The organism is Pseudoalteromonas sp. H105 (assembly GCF_001469215.1).
Lineage (GTDB): Bacteria > Pseudomonadota > Gammaproteobacteria > Enterobacterales > Alteromonadaceae > Pseudoalteromonas.
In genome coordinates, this window is sequence record NZ_LOFH01000001.1 from 418,515 (window position 1) to 441,367 (window position 22,853).

Sequence of the window (22,853 nt, forward strand, 5' to 3'; positions counted from 1 at the left end):
AAATACTTGTATTTCACTGTTTCAGACGCGACAATATAGTCGCACTTAGCAAGACTCAACAGGTGCATTAACCTTAAATGGTTAACGATAACAATGCTTATTCGTAAAAGCGTTGTGGAGTTACTTTTTTAATTTATTTAAATACATGTGATGCATTGTAGGCGTCACCACTGTACAAAGGATTTATAATGCCAGTTATTACCCTCCCTGACGGCAGTCAGCGTAGCTTTGAAAACCCAGTTAGTACTCTTGATGTAGCCAACGATATCGGCCCAGGCCTTGCAAAAGCGACCATCGCTGGTCGTGTTAATGGCGACCGTGTTGATGCATGCGATTTAATTTCTGAAGACTCACGTTTAGAAATTATCACCGCGAAAGACGACGATGGGTTAGAGATCATTCGTCACTCATGTGCTCACTTAATAGGTCATGCTGTTAAACAGTTATTCCCTGAAGCAAAAATGGCCATTGGTCCAACTATTGATAACGGATTTTATTACGATATCGATATGGAACACTCACTCAGTCAAGAAGACTTGGATGCCATTGAAAAGCGCATGTTACAACTTGCAAAAACAAACTACGACGTAGTGAAAAAAACCGTCAGCTGGCAAGAAGCGCGCGATGCATTTGAAGCGCGCGGTGAAACATACAAGATTGAAATCTTAGACGAGAACATCGCTAAAGATGATCGCCCTGGTCTTTATCATCATGAAGAATATGTTGATATGTGCCGCGGCCCACATGTGCCAAACATGAAATTCTGTCAACACTTCAAAATTATGAAAGTGGCGGGTGCGTATTGGCGTGGTGATTCTGAAAACAAAATGCTACAACGTATTTATGGCACCGCTTGGGGCGATAAAAAGCAACTTAAAGCATATTTAAAACGCTTAGAAGAAGCTGAAAAACGCGACCACCGCCGTATTGGTAAAGCGCTTGATTTATGGCACTGGCAAGAAGAAGCGCCAGGCATGGTATTTTGGCACAATGATGGATGGAGCATTTATCGTGAACTTGAAGAGTTTGTACGTGAAAAACTACGAGAGTACCAATACGAAGAAGTAAAAGGTCCAATGATGATGGACCGTTCGTTATGGGAAAAGTCGGGTCACTGGGATAAATATTCAGATGCAATGTTTACAACAGAATCTGAAAAGCGTGAATATGCTATCAAACCAATGAACTGTCCAGGTCACGTACAGATATTTAACCAAGGGTTAAAGTCTTACCGTGATTTACCGCTTCGTATGGCCGAGTTTGGCTGTTGTCACCGTAATGAGCCGTCAGGTGCATTACACGGGCTTATGCGTGTTCGCGGCTTCACGCAAGATGATGCACACGTTTTCTGTACTGAAGACCAAGTGATGGATGAAGTTTCATCATGCATTAAAATGGTTTATGACACATATGAAACATTTGGCTTTGAGAAAATTGTTGTAAAGCTTTCTACTCGCCCTGAAAAGCGCATCGGCGAAGATGATGTGTGGGATAAAGCTGAACAAGCACTTGCTGATGCACTTAAGGCAAATGACATTGAATTTGATTATTTACCAGGTGAAGGTGCCTTTTATGGCCCTAAAATTGAATTTACTTTGTACGATTGCTTAGACAGAGCGTGGCAGTGTGGTACAGTGCAACTAGATTTTGCATTACCGGGTCGTTTAGGTGCTACGTATGTTGCTGAAAACAACGAACGTCGTACACCGGTAATGATTCACCGTGCTATACTTGGATCAATTGAGCGTTTTATCGGTATTTTAACCGAAGAGTATGCAGGTTTATTTCCTACGTGGCTTGCACCTAAGCAAGTGGTGATTATGAATATCACCGATAAACAAGCGGATTATGTGCACGAAATTGTACAAAAATTAAATAAACTTGGAATTAGAGCCGCTGCTGACTTGAGAAATGAGAAGATTGGCTTTAAAATCCGAGAACATACATTAAAACGTATTCCTTACTTACTTGTTGTTGGCGATAAAGAAGTTGAACAACAAGAAGTGGCAGTACGTACCCGCACAGGTGAAGACCTGGGCAAATTTAACGTTGATGATTTCGTCGCTAAAATTAGTGAAGAAATTAAAAATCGACAGTAAAAATCCGGTGTGCAGAGCATTAACACAACTGCTAACTGCACACTTATTATTTGATATTCTTGGAGGAACGTACCATTAGAGGCGGCAAGAAAGGGCAACAAACAGCTCAAAAAAATCGTATCAACGATGAAATTACAGCTAAAGAAGTTCGTTTAATCGATATCGAAGGCGAGCAAGCTGGCATTCAAACATTAAGAGATGCGCAAGCTATGGCTGATGAAGCAGGTGTTGATCTAGTAGAGATCAGCCCAAATGCTGAGCCGCCTGTGTGTAAGGTCATGGACTACGGTAAGTTCATCTTTGAAAAAAGCAAAGAACTAAAAGAGCAGAAGAAGAAGCAAAAGCAAATCCAGATAAAAGAAATCAAATTCCGTCCTGGAACGGATGAAGGTGATTATCAGGTTAAGCTTCGCAACTTACGTAAGTTCTTAGAGGCGGGTGATAAAGCTAAAATCACTATCCGTTTCCGTGGCCGTGAAATGGCGCACCAAGAAATTGGTATTGAACTACTAAATCGTATTAAAGCTGATTTAGAAGAACTCGCACAAGTTGAGTCTTTCCCAAATCGTGTTGAGGGACGTCAAATGGTTATGATGATGTCTCCTATTGCTAAAAAGTAATAAACGAGCTAAAATACGCACCGAATTTAGCTCAGGTCTGCAAGTAATATGCGAATATTCACCTGAGTTAACCGGTTTTAAAGTAAAACTGCAGCATTCGTGTTGAGTTTTCACCGGAATATGGCAGTAAGTTAGGCCTAAAAGTGGAGCTATAGCAATATACTCACGCCTGCTTACTAATTTTAAAGCAATACATTTGGAGTTATTGCAATGGCTTATAAGCTAAAAAGTCACAGAGGCGCAGCAAAGCGTTTCAAGAAAACTGCTTCTGGCGGTTTCAAGCGTAAACAAGCGCATCTTCGTCATATTCTGACTAAGAAAACTTCTAAGCGTAAGTTACACCTACGTCCTAAGATGATGGTTCATAAGAATGACCATGGTCTAGTTTCACGTATGTTACCATTCGCTTAATAGGGGTTTTTAGAAATGGCAAGAGTTAAACGCGGCGTTGTCGCACGTGCACGTCACAAAAAAGTTTTAAAACAAGCAAAAGGTTACTACGGAGCACGTTCACGTGTTTACCGCGTAGCTTTCCAGGCTGTTACTAAAGCGGGTCAATACGCTTACCGTGACCGTCGTGCTAAGAAACGTACATTCCGTCAATTATGGATTGCACGTATCAATGCTGCATCACGTCAAAATGGTCTGTCTTACAGCCGTTTTATCAATGGTCTTAAAAAGACTTCTGTTGAAATCGATCGTAAGATCCTTGCAGATATCGCTGTTTATGACCAAGTTGCATTCGCAGCACTTGTTGCAAAAGCAAAAGAAGGCCTAGCGGCAGCTTAAGCTTTTACAGATAAGTATTGAAAAGGAGCCTAAGGCTCCTTTTTTTGTGGAAAAAATATAATTTTTGCGGTAAGCCTCTTAAAAACTAAGATAGGAAGTAGTGATTTAGCTTGAACTATCCCGATATAATAATTACAAATAATTGAGGTAAAAATATATTTTGAACTGGCAATCTTTGGTAGATAACCGCCAACGCTTCTTTTGGGTACTTCAAGTTGCAGGTTGGATAGGTTACGCTCTTGTGAATTACATTGGCTCAAAAGTCTTTGAAATGCGTGATATTTACGTATTTGTCATTGTGCTTAACGCTTACGCTGGTTGTTTAATGACAGTGCCGCTTCGTTATATGTATCGTAAAGCATGGAATGCGTCGCCTTGGGTTCTGATGCTTGTTGTATTTAGTGCTTCCTACGTGACGGGAACATTATGGGCAGTTGTACAAAAATTCAATTTGTGGGAAATATATCGCCATGGTTACCGCCCTAATGAATGGTTTTATTATTTTCAGCAAGGTCTAGATTCTGTATATATTATTTTATGTTGGAGTGGCTTGTATTTCGGCATTAAATATTACCAATTATTGCAAAGTGAGCGACAAAAGGCCCTAAAAGCAACCACCATGGCGCATGAAGCACAGCTTAAAATGCTTCGTTATCAACTCAACCCGCACTTCTTGTTTAATACGCTTAATGCAATATCAACCCTCATTTTAGTTAAGGAAAATAAAGACGCTAATTTAATGGTGTCAAAACTAAGTGATTTCTTAAGGTACACATTGAACACTGATCCCATAAAAAAAGTACCGTTAGAACAAGAAATACATGCACTAATGTTATATCTTGAGATTGAACGAGTCCGGTTTGATGAGCGTTTAAAAGTGACTGTAGAAGTAAGTAGTGAGGCTAAAAATGCGCTTGTGCCGAGTTTGATATTACAGCCTATTATTGAAAACTCAATAAAATATGCAATAGCTCACTTAGCCGAAGGCGGAGAGATTGATATAAAGGCACAAGTATTTGCTAATGAACTATTATTGGAAGTAGGCGATAATGGCCCAGGTACTGAATTGTTAAATGGTCAATTAGTTAATGCGCAAGGCGTTGGGATTGCAAATACCAAAGATCGCTTAAAAACCTTGTATGAAAATAACTATTCTTTTGTATTATCAGATAATACGCCAAGTGGATTAAAAGTAAATCTGCGTGTTCCGTTTGAAAAGGCTATGAAAAAATGAGCAAGATTAAAACCCTAATTGTCGATGATGAACCTTTAGCACGTAGAGGGTTAGCTGTAAGGTTAGAAGATTTTGATGAAATAGAGGTTGTAAAGCTATGTAGTTCAGGTCAAGAAGCTATAGATGCATGCCAGGTTGAGCAAATAGATTTAGTTTTTTTAGATATTCAAATGCCAGGTATGAATGGCTTTGAGGTTGCCAGAACACTCAGTGAAAGTGTCAGAGCATTACCTGCTATTGTATTCGTAACTGCATTTGATCAGTTCGCGGTCAAAGCGTTTGAAATACATGCTTTAGATTATATTCTTAAACCAGTCGATGACAACAGACTAAAACAGGCGGTAGAAAAAGTGCATACTTATTTGAAAACTCAGCAGGATAACGCGCATAAAAAGAAATTAGCAAGCTTTGTTGCTGGTATTACAGGTAATAACTGCGAAGAGATTTTGAAAAAGTTAGCTACAGGCGATACCTTATCAGATAAACGATACCCAGAGTCTCTAGCTGTTAAAGAGCAGGGAGAAATTATTCGTGTGCCTGTTGCAACAATTCAATGGGTAGATGCGGCGGGTGACTATATGTGTCTGCATTGTCAAGATGGTCAAACTCATATTTTACGTAAAACAATGAAAGAGCTTGAACAAGAGCTAGACCCAAAACTATTTGTTAGGGTTCACAGAAGTGCAATTGTAAATACGAAACAAATTAGCAAACTAGTCACGCAAGTTAGTGGCGAATACTTACTTGTCTTAGACAATGGGCAAGAATTAAAAGTAAGCCGTAGTTATCGAGATAAAGTGAAAGCCGCTCTTGCGAGCTAAACTTATAAAAAGCCGGTTAAAGATGCGTTAGAATAAAAACGCGAGCTATTTGGCTCGCGTTTTTTGTTGAATCACAGGGTTAGCCAACCGTTACAATCTTCATTGTATTTGTTGCACCAATTGTTTCCATTGCATCACCGTGGGTGATAATAACCGTATCACCCGATGAAAGTGAACCTGCAGCGACAAGTGTGCTGAGTGCATCTTTAACCATGTTATCTTTTTCACATTTTGTAGAGTCAAAGAATACAGGGTATACACCACGATAAAGTGCAGTTTGACCTAATGTACTTGCATGTCGTGAAAGAGAGAAAATAGGTAGGCCAGAACTAATGCGTGACATTAATTTTGCTGTGCTACCTGATTCAGTGAGCGTTACAATTGCTTTAATTGAATCTAAATGATTAGCCGCATACATTGCAGACAAAGCGATTGACTCAGCATTTGAGGAGAAGTGGCTATCTAATCTGTGTTTAGAAACATGTGTTTCTTTTTGAGATTCTGCACCAAGACAAACTCGTGCCATGGTAGCGACCGTTTCTTCTGGGTAATCACCCGCTGCAGTTTCTGCAGACAGCATCACTGCGTCGGTACCATCTAGTACAGCGTTTGCAACATCCATAACTTCTGCTCGCGTTGGCATAGGGTTATCTATCATCGATTCCATCATTTGTGTTGCAGTAACTACGGTACGATTTAAAGAGCGAGCACGGCTTATAATAAGTTTTTGCTTACCCATTAACGCCGCATCACCAATTTCAACACCTAAGTCTCCACGGGCAACCATAACAGAATCTGATGCAAGTACGATATCATCGATTGCTTCAACCGTTTCAACAGCTTCGGCACGTTCAATTTTTGCCAAAAGCTGTGCTTTAGATCCAGCAGCTTCTGCAAGTGAGCGAACATAACGCATATCATCACCACTGCGTGGAAAAGATACAGCAATATAATCGACATCTATTTCAGCAGCAGTGATTAAGTCTTCTTTGTCTTTATCAGTAAACGCAGGCGCCGTTAAGCCACCGCCTAAACGGTTAATCCCTTTATTGTTCGATAACACACCGCCAACAGTCACCGTGGTATGAACAAGGTGACCCTCTACACTTTGAACTGTTAATTGAATTAAACCATCGTTTAATAGTAATAAATCACCTGGTGATACATCTTGTGGTAATTCTTTATAATCAATGCCAACAGCATTAATGTCGCCTTCACCTTTTTGCATTTTGGCATCAAGGATAAATTTAGCGCCGACAGTTAACGTTACTTTTCCTTCTTTAAATGTAGAAACACGAATTTTAGGACCCTGTAAATCGGCTAAAATTGCAACGTGTTTGCCTAAGTTCTTTGCTATATCACGAACAGCTTGTGCACGGTCTTTGTGATCTTGAGCAACGCCGTGTGAGAAATTCAAACGCACCACATTTGCGCCAGCACGGATTATTTTTTCTAAATTATTATCACGATCGGTAGCTGGGCCAAGGGTAGCGACTATTTTTGTGCGTCTAAGCATCAAATTCTCCTGTAGGCTTAATTTATTAAGCAGATTGACGGTTATATTGTTATTTAAGCTACTTATGAAATTTTCATAAATATAATGTGTTAATGATATTCACCCACACACATTTGAAAAACAATTAATTATGTAATGCCATAATTTATACAAATTTAATATGACATCATTATGACACCGGTGTCAGGTTGCGTCAATGTCGTAATTATTAATTCACCTATGTTAAATAATCCCTGAGCTACTCGTTATTTGATATAATGTGCCTAGTGCATACACCAACGAGAATGTTCGAGTCCGTTATCGGAGGCTCGCATTTTTTAACTGCTTGGGTATAATGCGCGCGTTATTATTTTCATTTACTAACCAATAGTTGTTACCGAGGAGGACACTAAATGCAAGTTGCATTAGTAGGGTTAGGCGTTATGGGTAAAAATCTGGCTCTAAACCTGATTGAAAAAGGGCTGACACTCGTAGCTTATGATAAAAACCCCGATGCGGGCGAAGAGTTATTAAGTTGTGCTAAATCTCAAGGCATGGCGGACCGTCTGCATATTGTGTCTGATTTAAATGATATGGTTAAAAGGTTAGCCCCACCTCGTTCAATTTTGTTATTAGTGCCTGCGGGTGAATTAGTTGATAGGGTATGTACCGAGCTAGTAGAAGCGGGTGTCGAATGTGACGATATCATCGTAGATTGCGGTAATAGTAACTACAAAGACGGGATCAGTCGCAAGCTTAAATTTCAAAATAAATTTGAATTTGCAACCATGGGTATTTCTGGTGGTGCAGAGGGTGCTCGCCATGGCCCGGCGATGATGGCAAGTGGTTCAGAGGGTGGCTGGGAGCGTGTAGAGCCATGGTTTGAAAAAGTTGCAGCAAGTTACAAAGGCGATTCATGCTTTGCCCGTGTCGGCCAATCTGCAAGTGGGCATTTTGTAAAAATGGTTCACAATGGTATTGAATATGCGTTAATGCAATTAATTGCAGAAATGTACCAATTACTTCGTTTGGGCACTAAACGTACAAATAAAGACGTTGCTGCTATTTTTGAACAGTGGTCTGAAGGTGAGTTAAATAGCTACCTTTTGTCAATTTCGAGTCATATTTTATCACTTGAAACAGAAAATAATGAGTCATTAGTTGATTTGATTGATAATAAGGTCGGCGCAAAGGGCACTGGCTTATGGACTGCACAAAATGCACTTGAACTTGGTATTGCAGTACCGTCATTAGTTGCTGCTGTTCAAGCCCGTCATCTTACCAATACATGTGATACGCATGCGGCAAAAGAAATGACCTATGCTTCAAAGCCTACATCAAACGTTGAGTTAGATTTAGATGAGTTGAAAGAAGCATTCTTGTTAGCGAGCCTCTTGGCATACCGACAAGGCCTTGCATTGATTAAAGGTGCTTCAAGAGCGCATCAATGGAAAGTTGATCTTTCAAAAACACTACAGACATGGCGTGCAGGTTGTATCATCCGTGCTGACTATTTAGATAATATTGCTCAAGGCGTTGAATTTATCGATACACTTGAAAAAGAAGCGCTGTCATTACGTAAGATTACTGGTCAAGCAATAATGACAGGACTTGCTTTCCCTGTGCTGAGTTCGACACAAACTTACTTAGCGACGTTAACTACACCAAGTAATGGTCATTTGGTACAGGCTCAACGCGATTACTTTGGTGAGCATGGTATAAAAACTCACTCTGGTGAAGTATGCCATCTTACTGACCTAGTTGAGATTGAAGCAAAAGTACGGTAACCAATATTGACTAGCATAAAAAAGCCAGCTTAATTGCTGGCTTTTTTGATCTTAAATTAAGTAAATGGAGTGTATTATATTTGGAACAAGTTGAACTATTGGCTATAGTTTAATTAGTCTGTTGTGTGTCTATTGTTCCATGCTTTACGAACAGATCGACGCCATAAAAGGTCAACACCAAAATACCCTATTAAAGATGCAATACTTGCGCAGATCAATGAACCAACTAAAAATGCAGGTCCAATGGTTGTAATACTATCTAAAAACCATTGCCAACTGGGTTCAAAAGCAAAGTGTTGTTCTCGCTGACCAAGAGCAATGGTACCCACAATGTATGAACAATAAAAAATAGGTGGCATAGTTAATGGGTTTGTTATCCACACAACGGCGACAGATATAGGTAAATTAACGCGTAACGGAATGGCTAATGCTGCAGCCAAAACCATTTGAAATGGAACAGGGATGAACGCAAAAAATAAACCAACACAAAAAGCCCCACGTGCTGAACGACGATTAAGATGCCATAAGTTTGCATCGTGGAGTAAACGACCAAAAATTTTCAACATTTTATGATGTTTAATCGTATTGTGATCGGGTAAAAACCGTTGGATCGTTTTTTTAGCCATTTAAAGCAACCATTTACATCAGTGTGGTTAAGCATTGGGTTTGTTATTGGTTGTGTTATAACCGTATTTTATTATCAGACCCTTGTATTTACTCTGTTCACATTATTAATTGTGATAGCAGGCACCTATTTTAAGCCGTTTTTACCTGTAATGTTAGGTTTTATTTGCGGGATTTTAGCTGTTTGGCTACATTTTTTGTGTTTTTATTCTATCTATTCACAAAACTTGAGTGGAAATCAACCAAAACTAATTACGCTCGTTGTCCAAGAGATTATATCACAACGAGAGAGCACTTATTTAAAAGCAACGATAACTAGTCCGAAAAATTTTACTCTATTTAAACCCCCTAAAGTGCTGGTTAGTATAAATACCGAGCATCGAATTAAGGAAGGAAGTACGGTTACAACCTGGTTAAGGCTCACTAAATACCGAAGTCAAAAAAATGTGTTTGGCTTTGATAAAGAACGCTCAGCATTTAGCCAACGTATCTTATTTAAAGGTAAGCAAGTAGGTAGCGCAATTCAAGTATCAAATACCTCAGCCCCTAGTTTAATATATAAATACCGTCGTTACATTCAAAGTATCTACGAGGATACGCATATGAGTTGGCTTTATTATGCGCTTATGACGGGTGACAAAAGCTTAATGTCATATGATGATAAACAAACACTTCAAGTTTTCGGAATAAGTCACTTATTAGCGATCTCTGGCTTACATATAGGGCTTATATTTAGCATTGGCTATTTTGCTTGCAAGTATACTTTGCGGGTTTTTATTCGAACTATCAAACAATCAATCAATTTATCAATCATTTACAGCTTTGTAGGTTTTTGCTTGGCGTTTTGTTATGTTTACTTAAGTGATTTTTTAGTGTCAGCAAGTCGTGCGTTAATAATGTTAGCGTGTATCTTGGTTGTATATTATACATCAAAGCAAGCACTTAGATGGCGTGCCTTATTATTTGCACTCACTCTTATTTTAGCTATAGACCCATTTAGTTTATTGAATCCCGGATTGTATCTTTCATTTACTGCCGTCGGTCTAATATTTATTTTAGTGAAAAACATGTCGCACGCTAAGTTAACCCTTTCTGGGTTTTTGAAAGGGTTAATAATCCTGCAATGCACGCTTTTTGTAGGTTTACTACCATTAAGCCTATTTTTCTTTCATGGAGTGAGTGTAGTTGGTGTTCTAGTCAACCTTATTGCAGTTCCGCTGGTTAGTTTTATTGTCATGCCTCTTTTATTCGTCGTGAGTATATTGAACATGGCATTGGATATGACACTTATCTTGTCATTTTTTGATAGCTTAATTCGAGTCTGTTTTGAAGCCTTATTGTTAATCCCCGTTGAAGTTCGTTGGTTTGATGCCCCAGTAATAGCCTTACCCATGCTACTTGCAACCTATCTAAGTTCACTATTACTGTTAGTACTGCCAAAGGGAAAAATTATTAGTGTATTACCTATTTGTATTGCTTTTATAGATTCTGTTTTAACAGTGAAACCAAATTGGCAATTCACTGTTTTTGATGTGGGTCATGGAACAATGGTTTTAATAACGAAAGATAAAAAAGGGTTTGTGTATGATCTTGGTCCTATTTATTTTAATAGATTTACGCGAGTTCACTCTACCTTAAAACCTTATTTAGATATCAATGGGATTACAGTAACACATACGGTAATTAGTCATGATGACAAAGATCATTCAGGTGGTGTTGAAGAATGGCTAAAGCTAGGATATGAAAACACATTTAATATAACGCAACCGGCAGGCATTGAATCCGCATGCAGTGAACAAAAGATAATTTTCTACAATTTACTCATTACAATGACTCACAAGAAAGGAAATCATTATTCTGATAACGATAACTCATGCATTGTTCATATATCAGATGGAATTCACAGCCTACTTTTACCAGGAGACATTACAAAACTAAGAGAGCATGAATTAATAGCAGATAATGCAGAGTTAAAAAGCACCGTACTTATGAGCCCTCATCATGGAAGCAAAACATCATCAAGTAAGGCGTTTATTGAAGCTGTCTCGCCAGAGGTTGTTATTCATTCTGCTGCATTTCAAGGTCAATGGAATTTGCCACACAAAGAGGTAGTCGAACGCTACAAAGTGATAAACGCAGAACAATATTCAACAGGGGAATATGGTCAAATCATCGTCAGTTTTTACCAAGATAGCTATGAAATAGACTCTGCGAGGGCACAAAGTGCTTGGTTTCTCAAAGATTGAGTTTAGTTTTATGTTGCACGAGGCTACAATACCCATAGACTTAGAATTAGAGAGTGTTATGGATCAAACAACATCGCAAATTTACAAGCGTTTGCTATCTTACGTAGGTAATTATAAAAGCATAGCAATTCTAGCTGTTATAGGCATGATAGGTTATTCAGCCATGGATGCGTTGTTTATTCAATTGATGAAACCGTTTATCGATCAGGGTTTAAATGAACGTAATAACGATGTACTAAAATATGCACCGTTTGTCGTGATAGCGTTAGTTATTGGTCGCGGATTTTTTAACTATATGTCTTCTTATTGCCTAAGTTATGTAGGTTCACAAGTTGTACGTTCATTACGACAGCAATTATTTGAGCATATCCTGCATTTACCAGTTTCTTTTCATGATAAAAATTCCACAGGTGATTTAATATCTAAAATTACTTTTGATACTGAGCAAGTACAACAGGCTATTACAAAAGCTATGCTAATCGTGGTAAGGGAAGGCGCTTTTGTGGTGTTTTTACTTACCGTAATGTTCTACACCAGTTGGAAGTTGTCTTTAATATTTTTGATCATCATTCCATTAGTAGCCGTTATTGTCAGCATCGTGTCAAAACGATTTCGTCATATATCCAAAAATATTCAGTCAGCAATGGGGCAAGTGACACGAAGTTCTGAACAAATGCTCAGCGGTCATAAAGTAATACATGGCTTTGGCGGCCAAAAGCAGGAAATAGATCAGTTTGCTACTATTAATAATCACAACCGCCAGCAGCGTATTAAAATGGATGCGACAAAGGCGTTGAGTGTTTCTGTGATTCAAATATTAGCAGCCAGTGCTATGGCGGTTATTCTGTTTGTTGTATCAATGCCATCGATGATAGACACCATTAGTTCTGGTGATTTTGTTGTACTTATTTCATCGATGATGATGTTGTTACGCCCGTTAAAGCAGCTTGCGAACGTTAATAGCGATTTACAACGCGGTATCTCTGCTGCACAAAGTATTTTTTTAGTGCTAGATGAAGAGGTTGAAAAAGATACCGGCACAATAAGCGTTGATAAAGTAAAAGGGTTAATCGAAGTTAAAAATGTAACCTTTAATTACCCAACAAAAGAAGAGCCAGTCTTACGCGATTTATCACTTACCATTAAAGCCGGAGAAAGCATTGCGTTAGTCGGTCGTTCAGGATCGGGCAAGTCTACTATCTCCAATTTATTACCACGCTATTACGATTTACAAGCTCCTAGCGAAATCTTATTAGACGGCGTTGCACTGAGTGAATATAAACTTGCTGACTTACGACGACAGTTTGCCTTGGTATCACAGCAAGTCGTGTTATTTAACGATACAATTGCTAATAATATTAGTTATGGCATTACACGTACGTTAAGTGACGATGAGCTGTTAGCTGTCGCTAAACAAGCCCATGTATGGGAGTTTGTAAAAGATTTACCAGATGGTCTAAATACCATGGTGGGTGAAAACGGGGTGATGCTCTCAGGTGGGCAACGCCAACGTATTGCTATTGCACGTGCAATCTTAAAAGATGCACCTATTTTGATTTTAGATGAAGCTACATCAGCTCTTGATACGGAGTCTGAAAAGCTGATTCAACAAGCGCTCGATCAATTAATGAAAGATAAAACATCCATTGTTATTGCACATCGACTTTCGACAATCGAAAAAAGCGACCGTATTTACGTAATAGATAATGGTCAAGTTATTGAAAGTGGCGATCATCAGGCACTGCTTAAAAATGACGGCACTTATGCTGCTTTATGCAAAATGCAGTTTGGTGAGCAAGGGTGAACAAGATAGAACAAAGCTGGTATAAAAACTTTAGCTTTTTAACCTTAGTACTTCTGCCATTGAGCGGGCTTTTTTGGTTTATTTCAACGTTACGTAGTGTGTGCTATAAACTAGGCCTGTTTGAGCAATTTAAATGCGATGTGCCGGTTATTGTGGTAGGTAATATTAGTGTGGGCGGTAATGGCAAAACACCGTTTGTTATTTGGCTTACTCAATATTTACAACAACACGATTTAAAGGTTGCCGTTATTAGCCGTGGCTATGGTGGTACTTCTGAGGTTTACCCCTTATTTGTTGATAGCTCAATTACCACCGCGCAAGCAGGGGATGAACCTGTACTTATTCAGCGCCGATTAGGTTGCCCTGTTGTTGTAGGCCCAGATAGAAAAGCCAACATAAAGCTTTTAAATACAAACTACGATTTAGATGTCATTATCTCAGATGATGGCATGCAGCATTATAAAATGGGTCGCGACATAGAGTGCTGCATAGTGGACAGCGAGCGCCGCTTTGGCAATGGTTTTTTGATGCCAGCAGGCCCACTACGAGAAACTACAAAGCGTTTAAAATCAGTTGATTTAGTAGTAGAAAACGGAGGTGCTGATAACTTTAATTATCAATTACAGGCATCTACCTTATTAAATGTGGCTACTGGTGAGAAAACGGAAGCTCTACTAGATAGCGGTCATGCAGTAAGTGCAATTGGTAATCCTGCACGGTTTGAGAAGACACTGCAAAACTCAGGTGTTAAGTTACTTTCTACGGCGCATTATCGCGATCATTATGCTTATACCCCCGCTGATTTTGAAAAATATAACGATGAAATTGTCATTATGACAGAGAAAGATGCGGTAAAATGCCGCGCTTTTGCTAAACCTAATTGGTACTTTTTACCTGTTGATGCTAAGCCATCAACCGCGGTAATTAATAAACTCAATCTATTACTCAAAGAAAAAGGGATCCTCAATGGCCTTTGATACAAAACTACTTGAAATTATCGCCTGCCCAGTATGCAAGGGTAAATTACGCTTTGACAAAGAAAATAACGAATTAATAAGCACGGCAGCAAAGTTAGCCTACCCAGTTGTTGATGACATTCCTGTGTTGCTTGAAAACGAAGCAAGAGAGTTAAGCCAAGAAGAGGTAGAAAAGTGGAATTCGTAGTCGTTATTCCTGCACGCTACGCATCGACACGATTGCCAGGTAAACCGCTTGCCGATATTTGTGGTAAGCCGATGATTCAGCATGTGTATGAAAAAGCCCTTGCTTCTGGCGCAAGTAAGGTTGTTATTGCAACCGATCATAAAAAAGTGTTCGAGGTAGTCAATACCTTTACTACTGATGTACTGATGACACGTGAAGATCATCAGTCAGGCACAGAGCGCTTAGCAGAAGTAATGGATTTACTTAACCTCAGCGATGACACTATTGTTGTCAATGTGCAAGGTGATGAACCACTACTAGCTAGCGAAAATGTGAGCCAAGTTGCTGCATTATTGGCTGATTCGGTTGCGCCAATGGCTACTTTGAGTGTTGCAATTGAAGACATTGAAGAAGTATTTAACCCAAACGCGGTAAAAGTAGTGAGTGATGTTCATAAAAATGCACTTTATTTTTCCCGAGCTAGCATTCCATTTGATCGCGCCAATATGATGGATTCAACCAATAATGCTCTCGTAGACAAAACAAACTACCAACGTCATGTTGGTATATATGCTTATCGTGCAGGGTTTATTAAACAATATATTGAACTTAGCCCTTCACCACTTGAACAATTAGAGTCTTTAGAACAATTACGTGTGCTTTATCATGGACATCAGATAAAAATTGAGCAAGCACTAGTTACACCTCATGCAGGTGTTGATAGCCCTGAAGATTTAGCGCGGGTAGTGCATTATTTAAAAAGTAATTCGTTGAGTGAATAAGCAGTTAACTTTAACAGTTATTGCTGAGCATAAAGATTTTTATGTTATTGAAAAGCCGGCAGGGCTTAACTTCCACAGTGAAGAGAGGCCAGGTTTTGTGGTTTTAGCTGAGCTACAATTGAATGAAAAATTGTTTGCCGTTCATCGACTAGATAAAGTCACCTCTGGGTTAATTATATTAGCGCGAAGCAGCCAAGCTGCAGCCCAGTTTACTCGGCTTTTTACTGCGCATAAGATTGATAAATTTTATTTGGCTTTATCAGACGCTAAGCCAAAGAAAAAACAAGGCTGGGTAAAAGGGGACATGGCTAAGTCTCGTAGAAGTAGCTTTAAGCTTTTAAAAACTCATACTAACCCAGCAATTACACGGTTTTATTCGTTCAGTGTCGCTGCTAATTTGCGCGGATATATTTTAAAGCCGTACTCAGGTAAAACACATCAATTGCGCGTTGCATTAAAAAGCATTGCCGCCCCGATTTTAGGTGATGTGCTTTATGGTGGCACTGAATGCCAGCGTACTTATTTGCATGCTTACGCACTGTGCTTTACCTGGCAAAGTGAGCGATTTGAGTTTATTTGCAAACCAAATTGCGACACCCTTTATGGGCAATTAATTAAACATGATAACTTTCTCACATGGCAACAGCCATGGAACTTGGATTGGTAAATGACAGACTCCGTAACAGATATTCGTTTTGGTGGAATAAAGCGCTTATATGGTCACCAGCAATTTGCTTGGCTTCAAGATGCACACTTTTGTGTTATTGGCATTGGTGGCGTAGGCAGTTGGGCTGCAGAAGCATTAGCACGAACAGGGGTTGGTAAACTCACGCTCATTGATCTTGACGATATATGCGCGACCAACGTAAACCGCCAAATTCATGCGCTAACAGGCACTGTAGGTGAAGCTAAAGTTGATGCAATGAAAGCGCGTTGTCAGCTTATTAACCCTGAATGTGACATTGATGTCATCGATGATTTTATCACTGTGGATAATATTCGCGAATATATTCAAGGTTTTGATTATGTCATTGATTGTATTGATGCAGTAAAAGAAAAAGCAGCGCTGATTGCCCATTGTAAGCGCAATAAACTGCCTATTATTACAACGGGTGGCGCAGGTGGGCAAACGGATCCGAGTCAAATAACATTTGGTGATGTTGCAAAATCAACTCAAGATCCACTACTTGCGAAAGTTCGCTATATTTTGCGCAAACAGTACAACTTTAGTAGTAACCCTAAGCGTAAATTTAATATTGACTGTGTTTATTCCACAGAGCAGTTAGTCTATCCAGGTTCAGATGGTAGTGTGTGCCATGCAAAGCAAAACGCAGATGGCTCTATGAATATGGATTGTAATAATGGTTTTGGCTCAGTGACTATGATCACAGGCAGTTTTGGCTTTTTTGTAGCAGCCAAAGCAGTACGTAAATATTTAGATAAAAAACAACGGTTAGCTAAAGCTTAAAGCGACTTTTGTTCAGCCATTGCTTGAATACGTTCGACAATGGCTTTGATACCATTTCCTCGTGAAGGGCTTAAGTGGCTTATTAAACCCAGCTTTTGAAACTCTTCAAATGCATTTATGGCTAACACTTGACTCGGGGTTAAGCCATTATATAAAGATAATATAAGTGCAAGCAGGCCTTTTACTATACGTGTATCTGAATCCCCAATAATAACCAAACAGTTTTCTTGCAGATCAAACTCTAAATACAGCCAAACTTTACTTTCACAACCAGGTACAAGTGCATCTGGTGTTTTTAAAACCTCGGGCATTGTCGGTAATTGTTTACCAAGTAGCATGATTTCACGGTATTTTTGCTGCCAAGCAGGGGAATTATTTAGCGTGTAAGCGAGTTCTTTAAACGTTTTATTCATTGCTTATCTACTTTTAATCTAATAAAGCGATGCATTCGTGCAGAGCATTAATGAAAATATCTATATCTTGGTGAGTATTATAAAAACAAAAGCTCGCTCGTACACTGCCGTTGATACCTAAATGTGCCATTAAAGGTTGGGTACAATGATGGCCGCTTCGAACGGCAACACCAAATCCATCTAGTAATGTCGCAATATCAAATGGGTGTTCGTCTCTGTAATTAAAACAAATGGTACCTATATTATGTTCTAAATTACTGTAAATTGTAATGCCATCAATATCATTTAACTTATCTACCACATAGTTAAATAACATTTGTTCGTAGTCGTAAACAGCTTTCTTATCAAGTGCAGTGAGATAATCTAATGCGGCGGAAAAACCAATTACACCAGCAATATTTGGTGTGCCTGCTTCAAACTTGGCAGGAGCGTCACGAAAAGTGCTTTGTAAAAGACTCACCGTTTCAATCATTTCTCCACCTGTTTGATAAGGCTGTAAGGCGTTTAAACGCTCATATTTACCGTACAGGCCACCAACGCCAGTTGGACCAAGCATTTTGTGTGCGGAGAACACATAAAAGTCACAATCGAGTGTTTTTAAATCAGGCTGTAGATGCATCGCGCCTTGAGCCCCGTCGACGATAGTGATGGTGTTAAAATCTTTTACAGCGCTGAGCAGTGGGCTTAGGTTTGTTATATTTCCCAGTGCATTTGACGCATGAGTCAAAGTAAGCACGCTTGGTTTAACTTGGTCTAAAAACTCGACACAGGCTGCAACATTTAATGTCGCATCCGGTTCAAGGGGTAATATATGTAATTTCGCACCAGTTTTAAGTGCTAATTGTTGCCAAGGGACGATGTTTGCATGATGTTCAAGCGGGGTAATTACGATACTTGAATTTTTATCAAGTTGCTCGGTTAAACCATTAGCTATTAGGTTAAGTGCTTCAGTTGCGCCTTTAGTCCAAACGATTTCTCGGCTTTGCACATTAAAATAATGAGCAACTTTATCACGCGTTTGTTCATAAGCTGTTGTTGCTTGTTCGCTAAGTGTATGACGACCTCGATGAACATTCGCATTTTGCTCAGTATAAAATACTTCAGTGGCAGTAATAACTGATTGAGGCTTTTGTGATGTTGCAGCAGAGTCTAAATAAACTAAGGGTTGATTGTTTATCTGTTGAGTTAAAATGGGAAAATCATTACGAATTTTTTCAACAGTAAACATAGAAAAACCTAACAATACAAAGTAGCAAGGATTGTAATAGCTTTAATATAATTCTCAACTATTAAACACAAAAAAGGCCGCAAAAGCGGCCTTTTTAACATTAATAAAAATTAACGCTTGTCTGTAGATACGTAATCACGGTGTGTGTGACCAGTATAAAGCTGACGTGGACGGCTGATCTTATGACCCGGTTGAGAAAGCATCTCATCCCAGTGAGTGATCCAACCTACAGTGCGTGCCATTGCAAAAATTACAGTGAACATGCTGGTAGGGATACCGATTGCTTTTAAGATGATACCTGAGTAGAAATCTACGTTAGGGTAAAGTTTCTTCTCAACAAAGTATGGGTCTTCAAGGGCAATTTGTTCAAGCTTCATAGCAATATCAAGCAATGGATCTTGAATGTTAAGCTCTTCTAATACTTCGTGACACGTTTGACGCATTACTGTTGCACGTGGATCGAAGTTTTTATAAACGCGGTGGCCAAAGCCCATTAGACGGAACGGGTCCGCTTTATCTTTTGCTTTTGCTACGTATTCATCGATACGGTCAACAGAACCAATTTCTTCTAACATGTTTAAACATGCTTCGTTAGCACCGCCGTGAGCAGGGCCCCAAAGAGAAGCAATACCAGCAGCGATACACGCATATGGGTTAGCACCAGATGAACCAGCAAGACGTACTGTAGACGTTGATGCATTTTGTTCGTGATCAGCGTGAAGCATGAAGATTTTATCCATTGCTTTAGCCGTTACTGGGTTAACTTTATACTCTTCAGCTGGCACAGAGAACATCATGTGTAAGAAGTTTTCTGCATAGCTTAAATCATTACGTGGGTAAACGAATGGTTGACCAATGTTTGTTTTGTAAGCCATAGCGGCAATGGTTGGCAGCTTTGCTACTAACTTAATTGCACTTGTTTTACGTTGGTCTGCATCAGTAATATCAAGGTCTTCATGGTAAAAAGAAGATAAAGCGCCAACAACACCGCACAGCATAGCCATTGGGTGAGCATCGAAGCGGAAACCTTGGAAAAAGTTAGCAATCTTTTCATCAAGCATGGTGCTACGAGTGATCTGATCCGCAAACTTAGTGTACTGTTCTTTAGTTGGTAACTCGCCATTCAATAATAAGTAGCAAAGTTCAACATAGTCTGAACCTTCAGCCAACTGTTCGATTGGGTAACCGCGGTGAAGTAGGATGCCTTTGCCGCCATCAATATACGTAATTGAAGATTCGCAAGAACCAGTCGACATGAAGCCTGGGTCATAAGTAAAGTGACCGTGAGAACCAAGTGTACGTACGTCGATTACATCTTGACCTGCAGTACCTTGGTAAATCGGAAGTTCGATTGGATCTAGACCATCAATATGGACTGTGGCTTTCTTATCCGCCATCTATTTATCTCCTATTAAGATAACAACTCTGATTGTTATGTTCTGAATCTGTTTAAGCACATCCTTTCCATTTTAACGTGAAAGAGGGGGTTAAAGTCAATTTTTATAAATATTATGCACAAATGGATAATAAATATTCTGTCAGGATTAAATATTATACTATTGGCTAATTCGCAAACGTCTCTAACTAAACAAGAATTGTAAAAAGACCTTTGGCTATATATACTATCGAAGGTTTTATACCGTATTGTCTGTAGGTAAATATTATTTTTACATCTAAATTTTGCATTAATGTGAACTTTATTCGTAAAAAATAAGTTTACTTAGATAGTTCCATCATAAATTTTTTTGATGGGTTAAGAAAAACAAGTAGATGAGCCCCTATGTGGGCAAGATGGGCAAGTAACTGTGAAAAAGCAAAGACCTGTAAATCTAGATCTAACAACTATATCAATGCCGGCAACGGCTAAAGCATCAATTTTTCACCGCGTCACCGGTGTAGCATTATTTTTTGCTTTAACGTTTGTCATTTGGGCTTGGTCTGAGTCACTTTCTTCGGCTGAAGGTTTTGAATTCGTCAAGGGTCTGTTCAGCGGATTCATTGCCAAATTTATAGCTTGGGGCACCATTTCTGTATTGGCGTATCACCTTATTGGTGGTATCCGTCATATCATTATGGATATGGGACATTGGGAAGAACTTGAATCAGGTAACTTCAGCGCTAAAGTTGCAATGGCACTTGGTGTTGTAGCTTCTGTTCTAGCAGGGGTGTGGATATGGTTTTAAATCAAGCAACTTTAAAACGTGATGGTGTGCAAGATTTTGTCTCATTACGTACAACGGCACTAGTAATCAGCGCATACGCGATTTTTATTATTGGCTATTTTTTAGCAACGCCTGAAGTCACATTCGAAGCATGGCAAGGCCTGTTTTCAAACCTAGCAATGAAAGGGGCGACTCTAATCACCCTAGTTTGCATTATGGTTCACACCCGTATAGGCCTTTGGCAAGTACTAACAGACTATGTTAAATGCGCAAAATTGCGTGCAGTTTTAGGGTTTGTATTAAACCTTATGGCGGCAGCGTACGTAGCTATTGGTCTAATTGTTTTATGGGGTGTTTAAGTGAAATATTCTGTTCGTGAATTTGATGCCGTAGTGATAGGCGCAGGTGGTGCGGGTATGCGTGCTGCACTTGCAATCACTGAGTCAGGTAAAACCTGTGCACTTATCTCAAAAGTTTTCCCAACACGCTCGCACACAGTGTCAGCACAAGGCGGTATAACCGTTGCTTTGGGTAACTCGCATGAAGACAACTGGGAATGGCACATGTACGATACGGTTAAAGGTTCCGATTTTATCGGTGACCAAGACGCTATCGAATATATGTGTAATACAGGGCCTGAGGCGATTACTGAGCTTGAGAACATGGGGTTACCTTTTTCTCGCTTTGAAAATGGCCGTGTTTACCAACGTCCTTTCGGTGGTCAATCGAAAAACTTTGGTGGTGAACAAGCTGCACGTACTGCAGCAGCTGCTGACCGTACTGGTCATGCATTATTACACCTTTTATACCAACAAAACGTTAAAAACAAAACAAATGTATTCTCAGAATGGTATGCATTAGATTTAGTTAAAAACGATGATGGTAACGTTGTTGGTTGTACTGCAATCGATATTGAAACAGGCGAAGTTGTCTACTTCAAATCAAAAGCGGTTGTATTAGCTACGGGTGGTGCAGGTCGTATATTTGCATCAACGACTAACGCACACATCAATACTGGTGATGGTGTTGGTATGGCAACGCGCGCGGGTATTTCTATGCAAGACATGGAAATGTGGCAGTTCCATCCAACGGGTATCGCAGGTGCGGGAACGTTGGTAACGGAAGGGTGTCGTGGTGAAGGTGGTTACCTTCTAAATAAAGACGGCGAACGCTTCATGGAGCGTTATGCACCTAATGCTAAAGATCTAGCGTCACGTGATGTTGTTGCCCGTTCAATGATGACAGAAATTCGTGAAGGCCGTGGTTGTGATGGTCCTTGGGGTCCTCACATTAAGCTTAAACTTGACCATTTAGGTGAAGAAACGCTTAACTTACGCCTACCAGGCGTATGTGATTTAGCTAAAACATTTGCACACGTTGACCCTGCAAAAGAGCCAATTCCAGTAATCCCAACATGCCATTATATGATGGGTGGTGTACCAACTAACGTGAATGGTCAAGCATTGCAAATTGATGCAAGTGGCAATGAGCAAGTGGTACAAGGCTTATTCGCTGTTGGTGAGATTGCCTGTGTATCTGTTCACGGTGCAAACCGCTTAGGTGGTAATTCACTACTTGATTTGGTTGTATTTGGTCGTGCTGCAGGTAACTTCCTTGGTACTTATCTAAATGATGTTGAAGTATCTAAGAATGCTTCTGATTCTGACCTAGAGGCGTCACTTGCGCGCTTTAACCGTTGGGAAAATTCAACAGTTGGTCAAGGCGAAGATCCAGTTCAAATCAAGAAAGACCTACAGCAATGCATGCAATTGAACTTCTCGGTATTCCGTGAAGGTGATTCTATGGCATCAGGTCTACAAGAACTTAAAGAAATTCGTGAGCGTTTACAGCATGCACGTCTTGATGATAAATCATCAGACTTCAATACTGCGCGAATCGAATGTCTAGAGCTAGATAACTTAATGGAAACAGCTTACTCAACAGCAGTAGCTGCAAACTTCCGTACTGAAAGCCGTGGTGCACATTCTCGCTTTGACTTCCCAGATCGTGATGATACGAACTGGTTATGTCACTCAATTTTCAATCCAACTACGGATGAAATGAGCAAGCGCGATGTGAACTATGCGCCTAAGATGCGTGAAGCATTTCCACCTAAAGCACGTACATACTAGGAGCGA

General features: G+C 39.6%; 22 protein-coding genes. 17 read left to right on the forward strand and 5 right to left on the reverse strand.

The genetic code is table 11. The features are described 5' to 3' along the window. Positions 1-188 precede the first annotated feature (188 nt). From thrS to ATS75_RS01860, 6 genes are all read left to right on the forward strand, one after another. A complete protein-coding gene (gene thrS, locus ATS75_RS01835) occupies positions 189-2,099 on the forward strand; it encodes a threonine--tRNA ligase (RefSeq protein ID WP_058558716.1) in 1,911 nt (636 codons plus the stop codon). Positions 2,100-2,158: 59 nt separating this feature from the next. Continuing rightward, positions 2,159-2,719, forward strand: coding sequence for a translation initiation factor IF-3 (gene infC / locus ATS75_RS01840; protein ID WP_082665370.1), 561 nt, complete (start codon positions 2,159-2,161; stop codon positions 2,717-2,719). Positions 2,720-2,929: 210 nt separating this feature from the next. Continuing rightward, positions 2,930-3,130, forward strand: coding sequence for a 50S ribosomal protein L35 (rpmI, locus tag ATS75_RS01845; protein ID WP_004587840.1), 201 nt, complete (start codon positions 2,930-2,932; stop codon positions 3,128-3,130). A gap of 15 nt (positions 3,131-3,145) precedes the next feature. Further along, positions 3,146-3,508 (forward strand): 50S ribosomal protein L20, encoded by a 363-nt coding sequence (gene rplT, locus ATS75_RS01850; protein WP_008110477.1) that lies wholly within the window; start codon positions 3,146-3,148, stop codon positions 3,506-3,508. A gap of 160 nt (positions 3,509-3,668) precedes the next feature. Further along, a complete protein-coding gene (locus ATS75_RS01855; protein ID WP_058558717.1) occupies positions 3,669-4,742 on the forward strand; it encodes a sensor histidine kinase in 1,074 nt (357 codons plus the stop codon). Then, positions 4,739-5,563 (forward strand): LytR/AlgR family response regulator transcription factor, encoded by an 825-nt coding sequence (locus ATS75_RS01860; protein ID WP_058558718.1) that lies wholly within the window; start codon positions 4,739-4,741, stop codon positions 5,561-5,563. Before ATS75_RS01855 ends, ATS75_RS01860 begins: the two co-directional genes overlap by 4 nt. A 79-nt stretch (positions 5,564-5,642) precedes the next feature. Here ATS75_RS01860 and pyk read toward each other — a convergent pair whose 3' ends face one another. Further along, a complete protein-coding gene (gene pyk / locus ATS75_RS01865; RefSeq protein ID WP_058558719.1) occupies positions 5,643-7,079 on the reverse strand; it encodes a pyruvate kinase in 1,437 nt (478 codons plus the stop codon). 392 nt (positions 7,080-7,471) lie between these two features. Between pyk and gndA the strand changes: the two genes are divergently transcribed. Further along, positions 7,472-8,845 carry an NADP-dependent phosphogluconate dehydrogenase gene (gene gndA / locus ATS75_RS01870; RefSeq protein WP_058558720.1) on the forward strand — a complete coding sequence of 458 codons (1,374 nt, stop codon included), beginning with the start codon at positions 7,472-7,474 and terminating at the stop codon, positions 8,843-8,845. Between the two features lie 113 nt (positions 8,846-8,958). Here the strand turns inward: gndA and ATS75_RS01875 are convergent, their stop codons facing one another. Further along, entirely contained in the window at positions 8,959-9,471 is a 513-nt protein-coding gene (locus ATS75_RS01875; RefSeq protein WP_058558721.1) for a DUF2062 domain-containing protein, read from the reverse strand. On the opposite strand from ATS75_RS01875, the gene ATS75_RS01880 reads away from it, so the two are divergent. The 7 genes from ATS75_RS01880 to tcdA are packed head-to-tail and all read left to right on the forward strand — an operon-like array spanning position 9,451 to position 16,912. Continuing rightward, entirely contained in the window at positions 9,451-11,715 is a 2,265-nt protein-coding gene (locus ATS75_RS01880) for a DNA internalization-related competence protein ComEC/Rec2 (protein WP_058558722.1), read from the forward strand. The two genes, ATS75_RS01875 and ATS75_RS01880, sit on opposite strands and share 21 nt — an antisense overlap. A gap of 58 nt (positions 11,716-11,773) precedes the next feature. Then, on the forward strand, positions 11,774-13,519 hold the full coding sequence (msbA, locus tag ATS75_RS01885; RefSeq protein WP_058558723.1) for a lipid A export permease/ATP-binding protein MsbA: 1,746 nt from the start codon (positions 11,774-11,776) through the stop codon (positions 13,517-13,519). Then, positions 13,516-14,496 carry a tetraacyldisaccharide 4'-kinase gene (gene lpxK / locus ATS75_RS01890; protein ID WP_058558724.1) on the forward strand — a complete coding sequence of 327 codons (981 nt, stop codon included), beginning with the start codon at positions 13,516-13,518 and terminating at the stop codon, positions 14,494-14,496. The genes msbA and lpxK overlap by 4 nt, the downstream gene beginning before the upstream one ends. Then, positions 14,486-14,683, forward strand: a complete 198-nt coding sequence (locus tag ATS75_RS01895; protein ID WP_058558725.1) for a Trm112 family protein — start codon at positions 14,486-14,488, stop codon at positions 14,681-14,683. The genes lpxK and ATS75_RS01895 overlap by 11 nt, the downstream gene beginning before the upstream one ends. Then, on the forward strand, positions 14,671-15,444 hold the full coding sequence (gene kdsB, locus ATS75_RS01900) for a 3-deoxy-manno-octulosonate cytidylyltransferase (RefSeq protein WP_058558726.1): 774 nt from the start codon (positions 14,671-14,673) through the stop codon (positions 15,442-15,444). The genes ATS75_RS01895 and kdsB overlap by 13 nt, the downstream gene beginning before the upstream one ends. Next, positions 15,437-16,111: a TIGR01621 family pseudouridine synthase gene (locus ATS75_RS01905; protein WP_058558727.1), complete on the forward strand. Its 675-nt coding sequence runs from the start codon at positions 15,437-15,439 to the stop codon at positions 16,109-16,111. Before kdsB ends, ATS75_RS01905 begins: the two co-directional genes overlap by 8 nt. After that, the gene (tcdA, locus tag ATS75_RS01910; protein WP_058558728.1) at positions 16,112-16,912 is read left to right on the forward strand and encodes a tRNA cyclic N6-threonylcarbamoyladenosine(37) synthase TcdA; all 801 of its coding nucleotides are present in this window, start codon (positions 16,112-16,114) and stop codon (positions 16,910-16,912) included. Here tcdA and ATS75_RS01915 read toward each other — a convergent pair. The 3 genes from ATS75_RS01915 to ATS75_RS01925 all read right to left on the reverse strand — a co-directional run bounded on the left by ATS75_RS01915 (position 16,909) and on the right by ATS75_RS01925 (position 19,950). Then, positions 16,909-17,325, reverse strand: coding sequence for a SufE family protein (locus ATS75_RS01915; protein WP_058558729.1), 417 nt, complete (start codon positions 17,323-17,325; stop codon positions 16,909-16,911). The two genes, tcdA and ATS75_RS01915, sit on opposite strands and share 4 nt — an antisense overlap. A 13-nt stretch (positions 17,326-17,338) precedes the next feature. Next, on the reverse strand, positions 17,339-18,553 hold the full coding sequence (locus ATS75_RS01920; protein ID WP_058558730.1) for a SufS family cysteine desulfurase: 1,215 nt from the start codon (positions 18,551-18,553) through the stop codon (positions 17,339-17,341). A 110-nt stretch (positions 18,554-18,663) separates the two neighbouring features. Continuing rightward, positions 18,664-19,950: a citrate synthase gene (locus ATS75_RS01925; protein ID WP_058558731.1), complete on the reverse strand. Its 1,287-nt coding sequence runs from the start codon at positions 19,948-19,950 to the stop codon at positions 18,664-18,666. A gap of 408 nt (positions 19,951-20,358) precedes the next feature. On the opposite strand from ATS75_RS01925, the gene sdhC reads away from it, so the two are divergent. The 3 genes from sdhC to sdhA are packed head-to-tail and all read left to right on the forward strand — an operon-like array spanning position 20,359 to position 22,847. Beyond that, the gene (sdhC, locus tag ATS75_RS01930) at positions 20,359-20,736 is read left to right on the forward strand and encodes a succinate dehydrogenase, cytochrome b556 subunit (RefSeq protein ID WP_082665371.1); all 378 of its coding nucleotides are present in this window, start codon (positions 20,359-20,361) and stop codon (positions 20,734-20,736) included. Further along, a complete protein-coding gene (gene sdhD, locus ATS75_RS01935; RefSeq protein ID WP_058558733.1) occupies positions 20,727-21,074 on the forward strand; it encodes a succinate dehydrogenase, hydrophobic membrane anchor protein in 348 nt (115 codons plus the stop codon). The genes sdhC and sdhD overlap by 10 nt, the downstream gene beginning before the upstream one ends. Then, positions 21,075-22,847: a succinate dehydrogenase flavoprotein subunit gene (sdhA, locus tag ATS75_RS01940; RefSeq protein ID WP_058558734.1), complete on the forward strand. Its 1,773-nt coding sequence runs from the start codon at positions 21,075-21,077 to the stop codon at positions 22,845-22,847. The last annotated feature ends 6 nt before the right edge of the window (positions 22,848-22,853 follow it).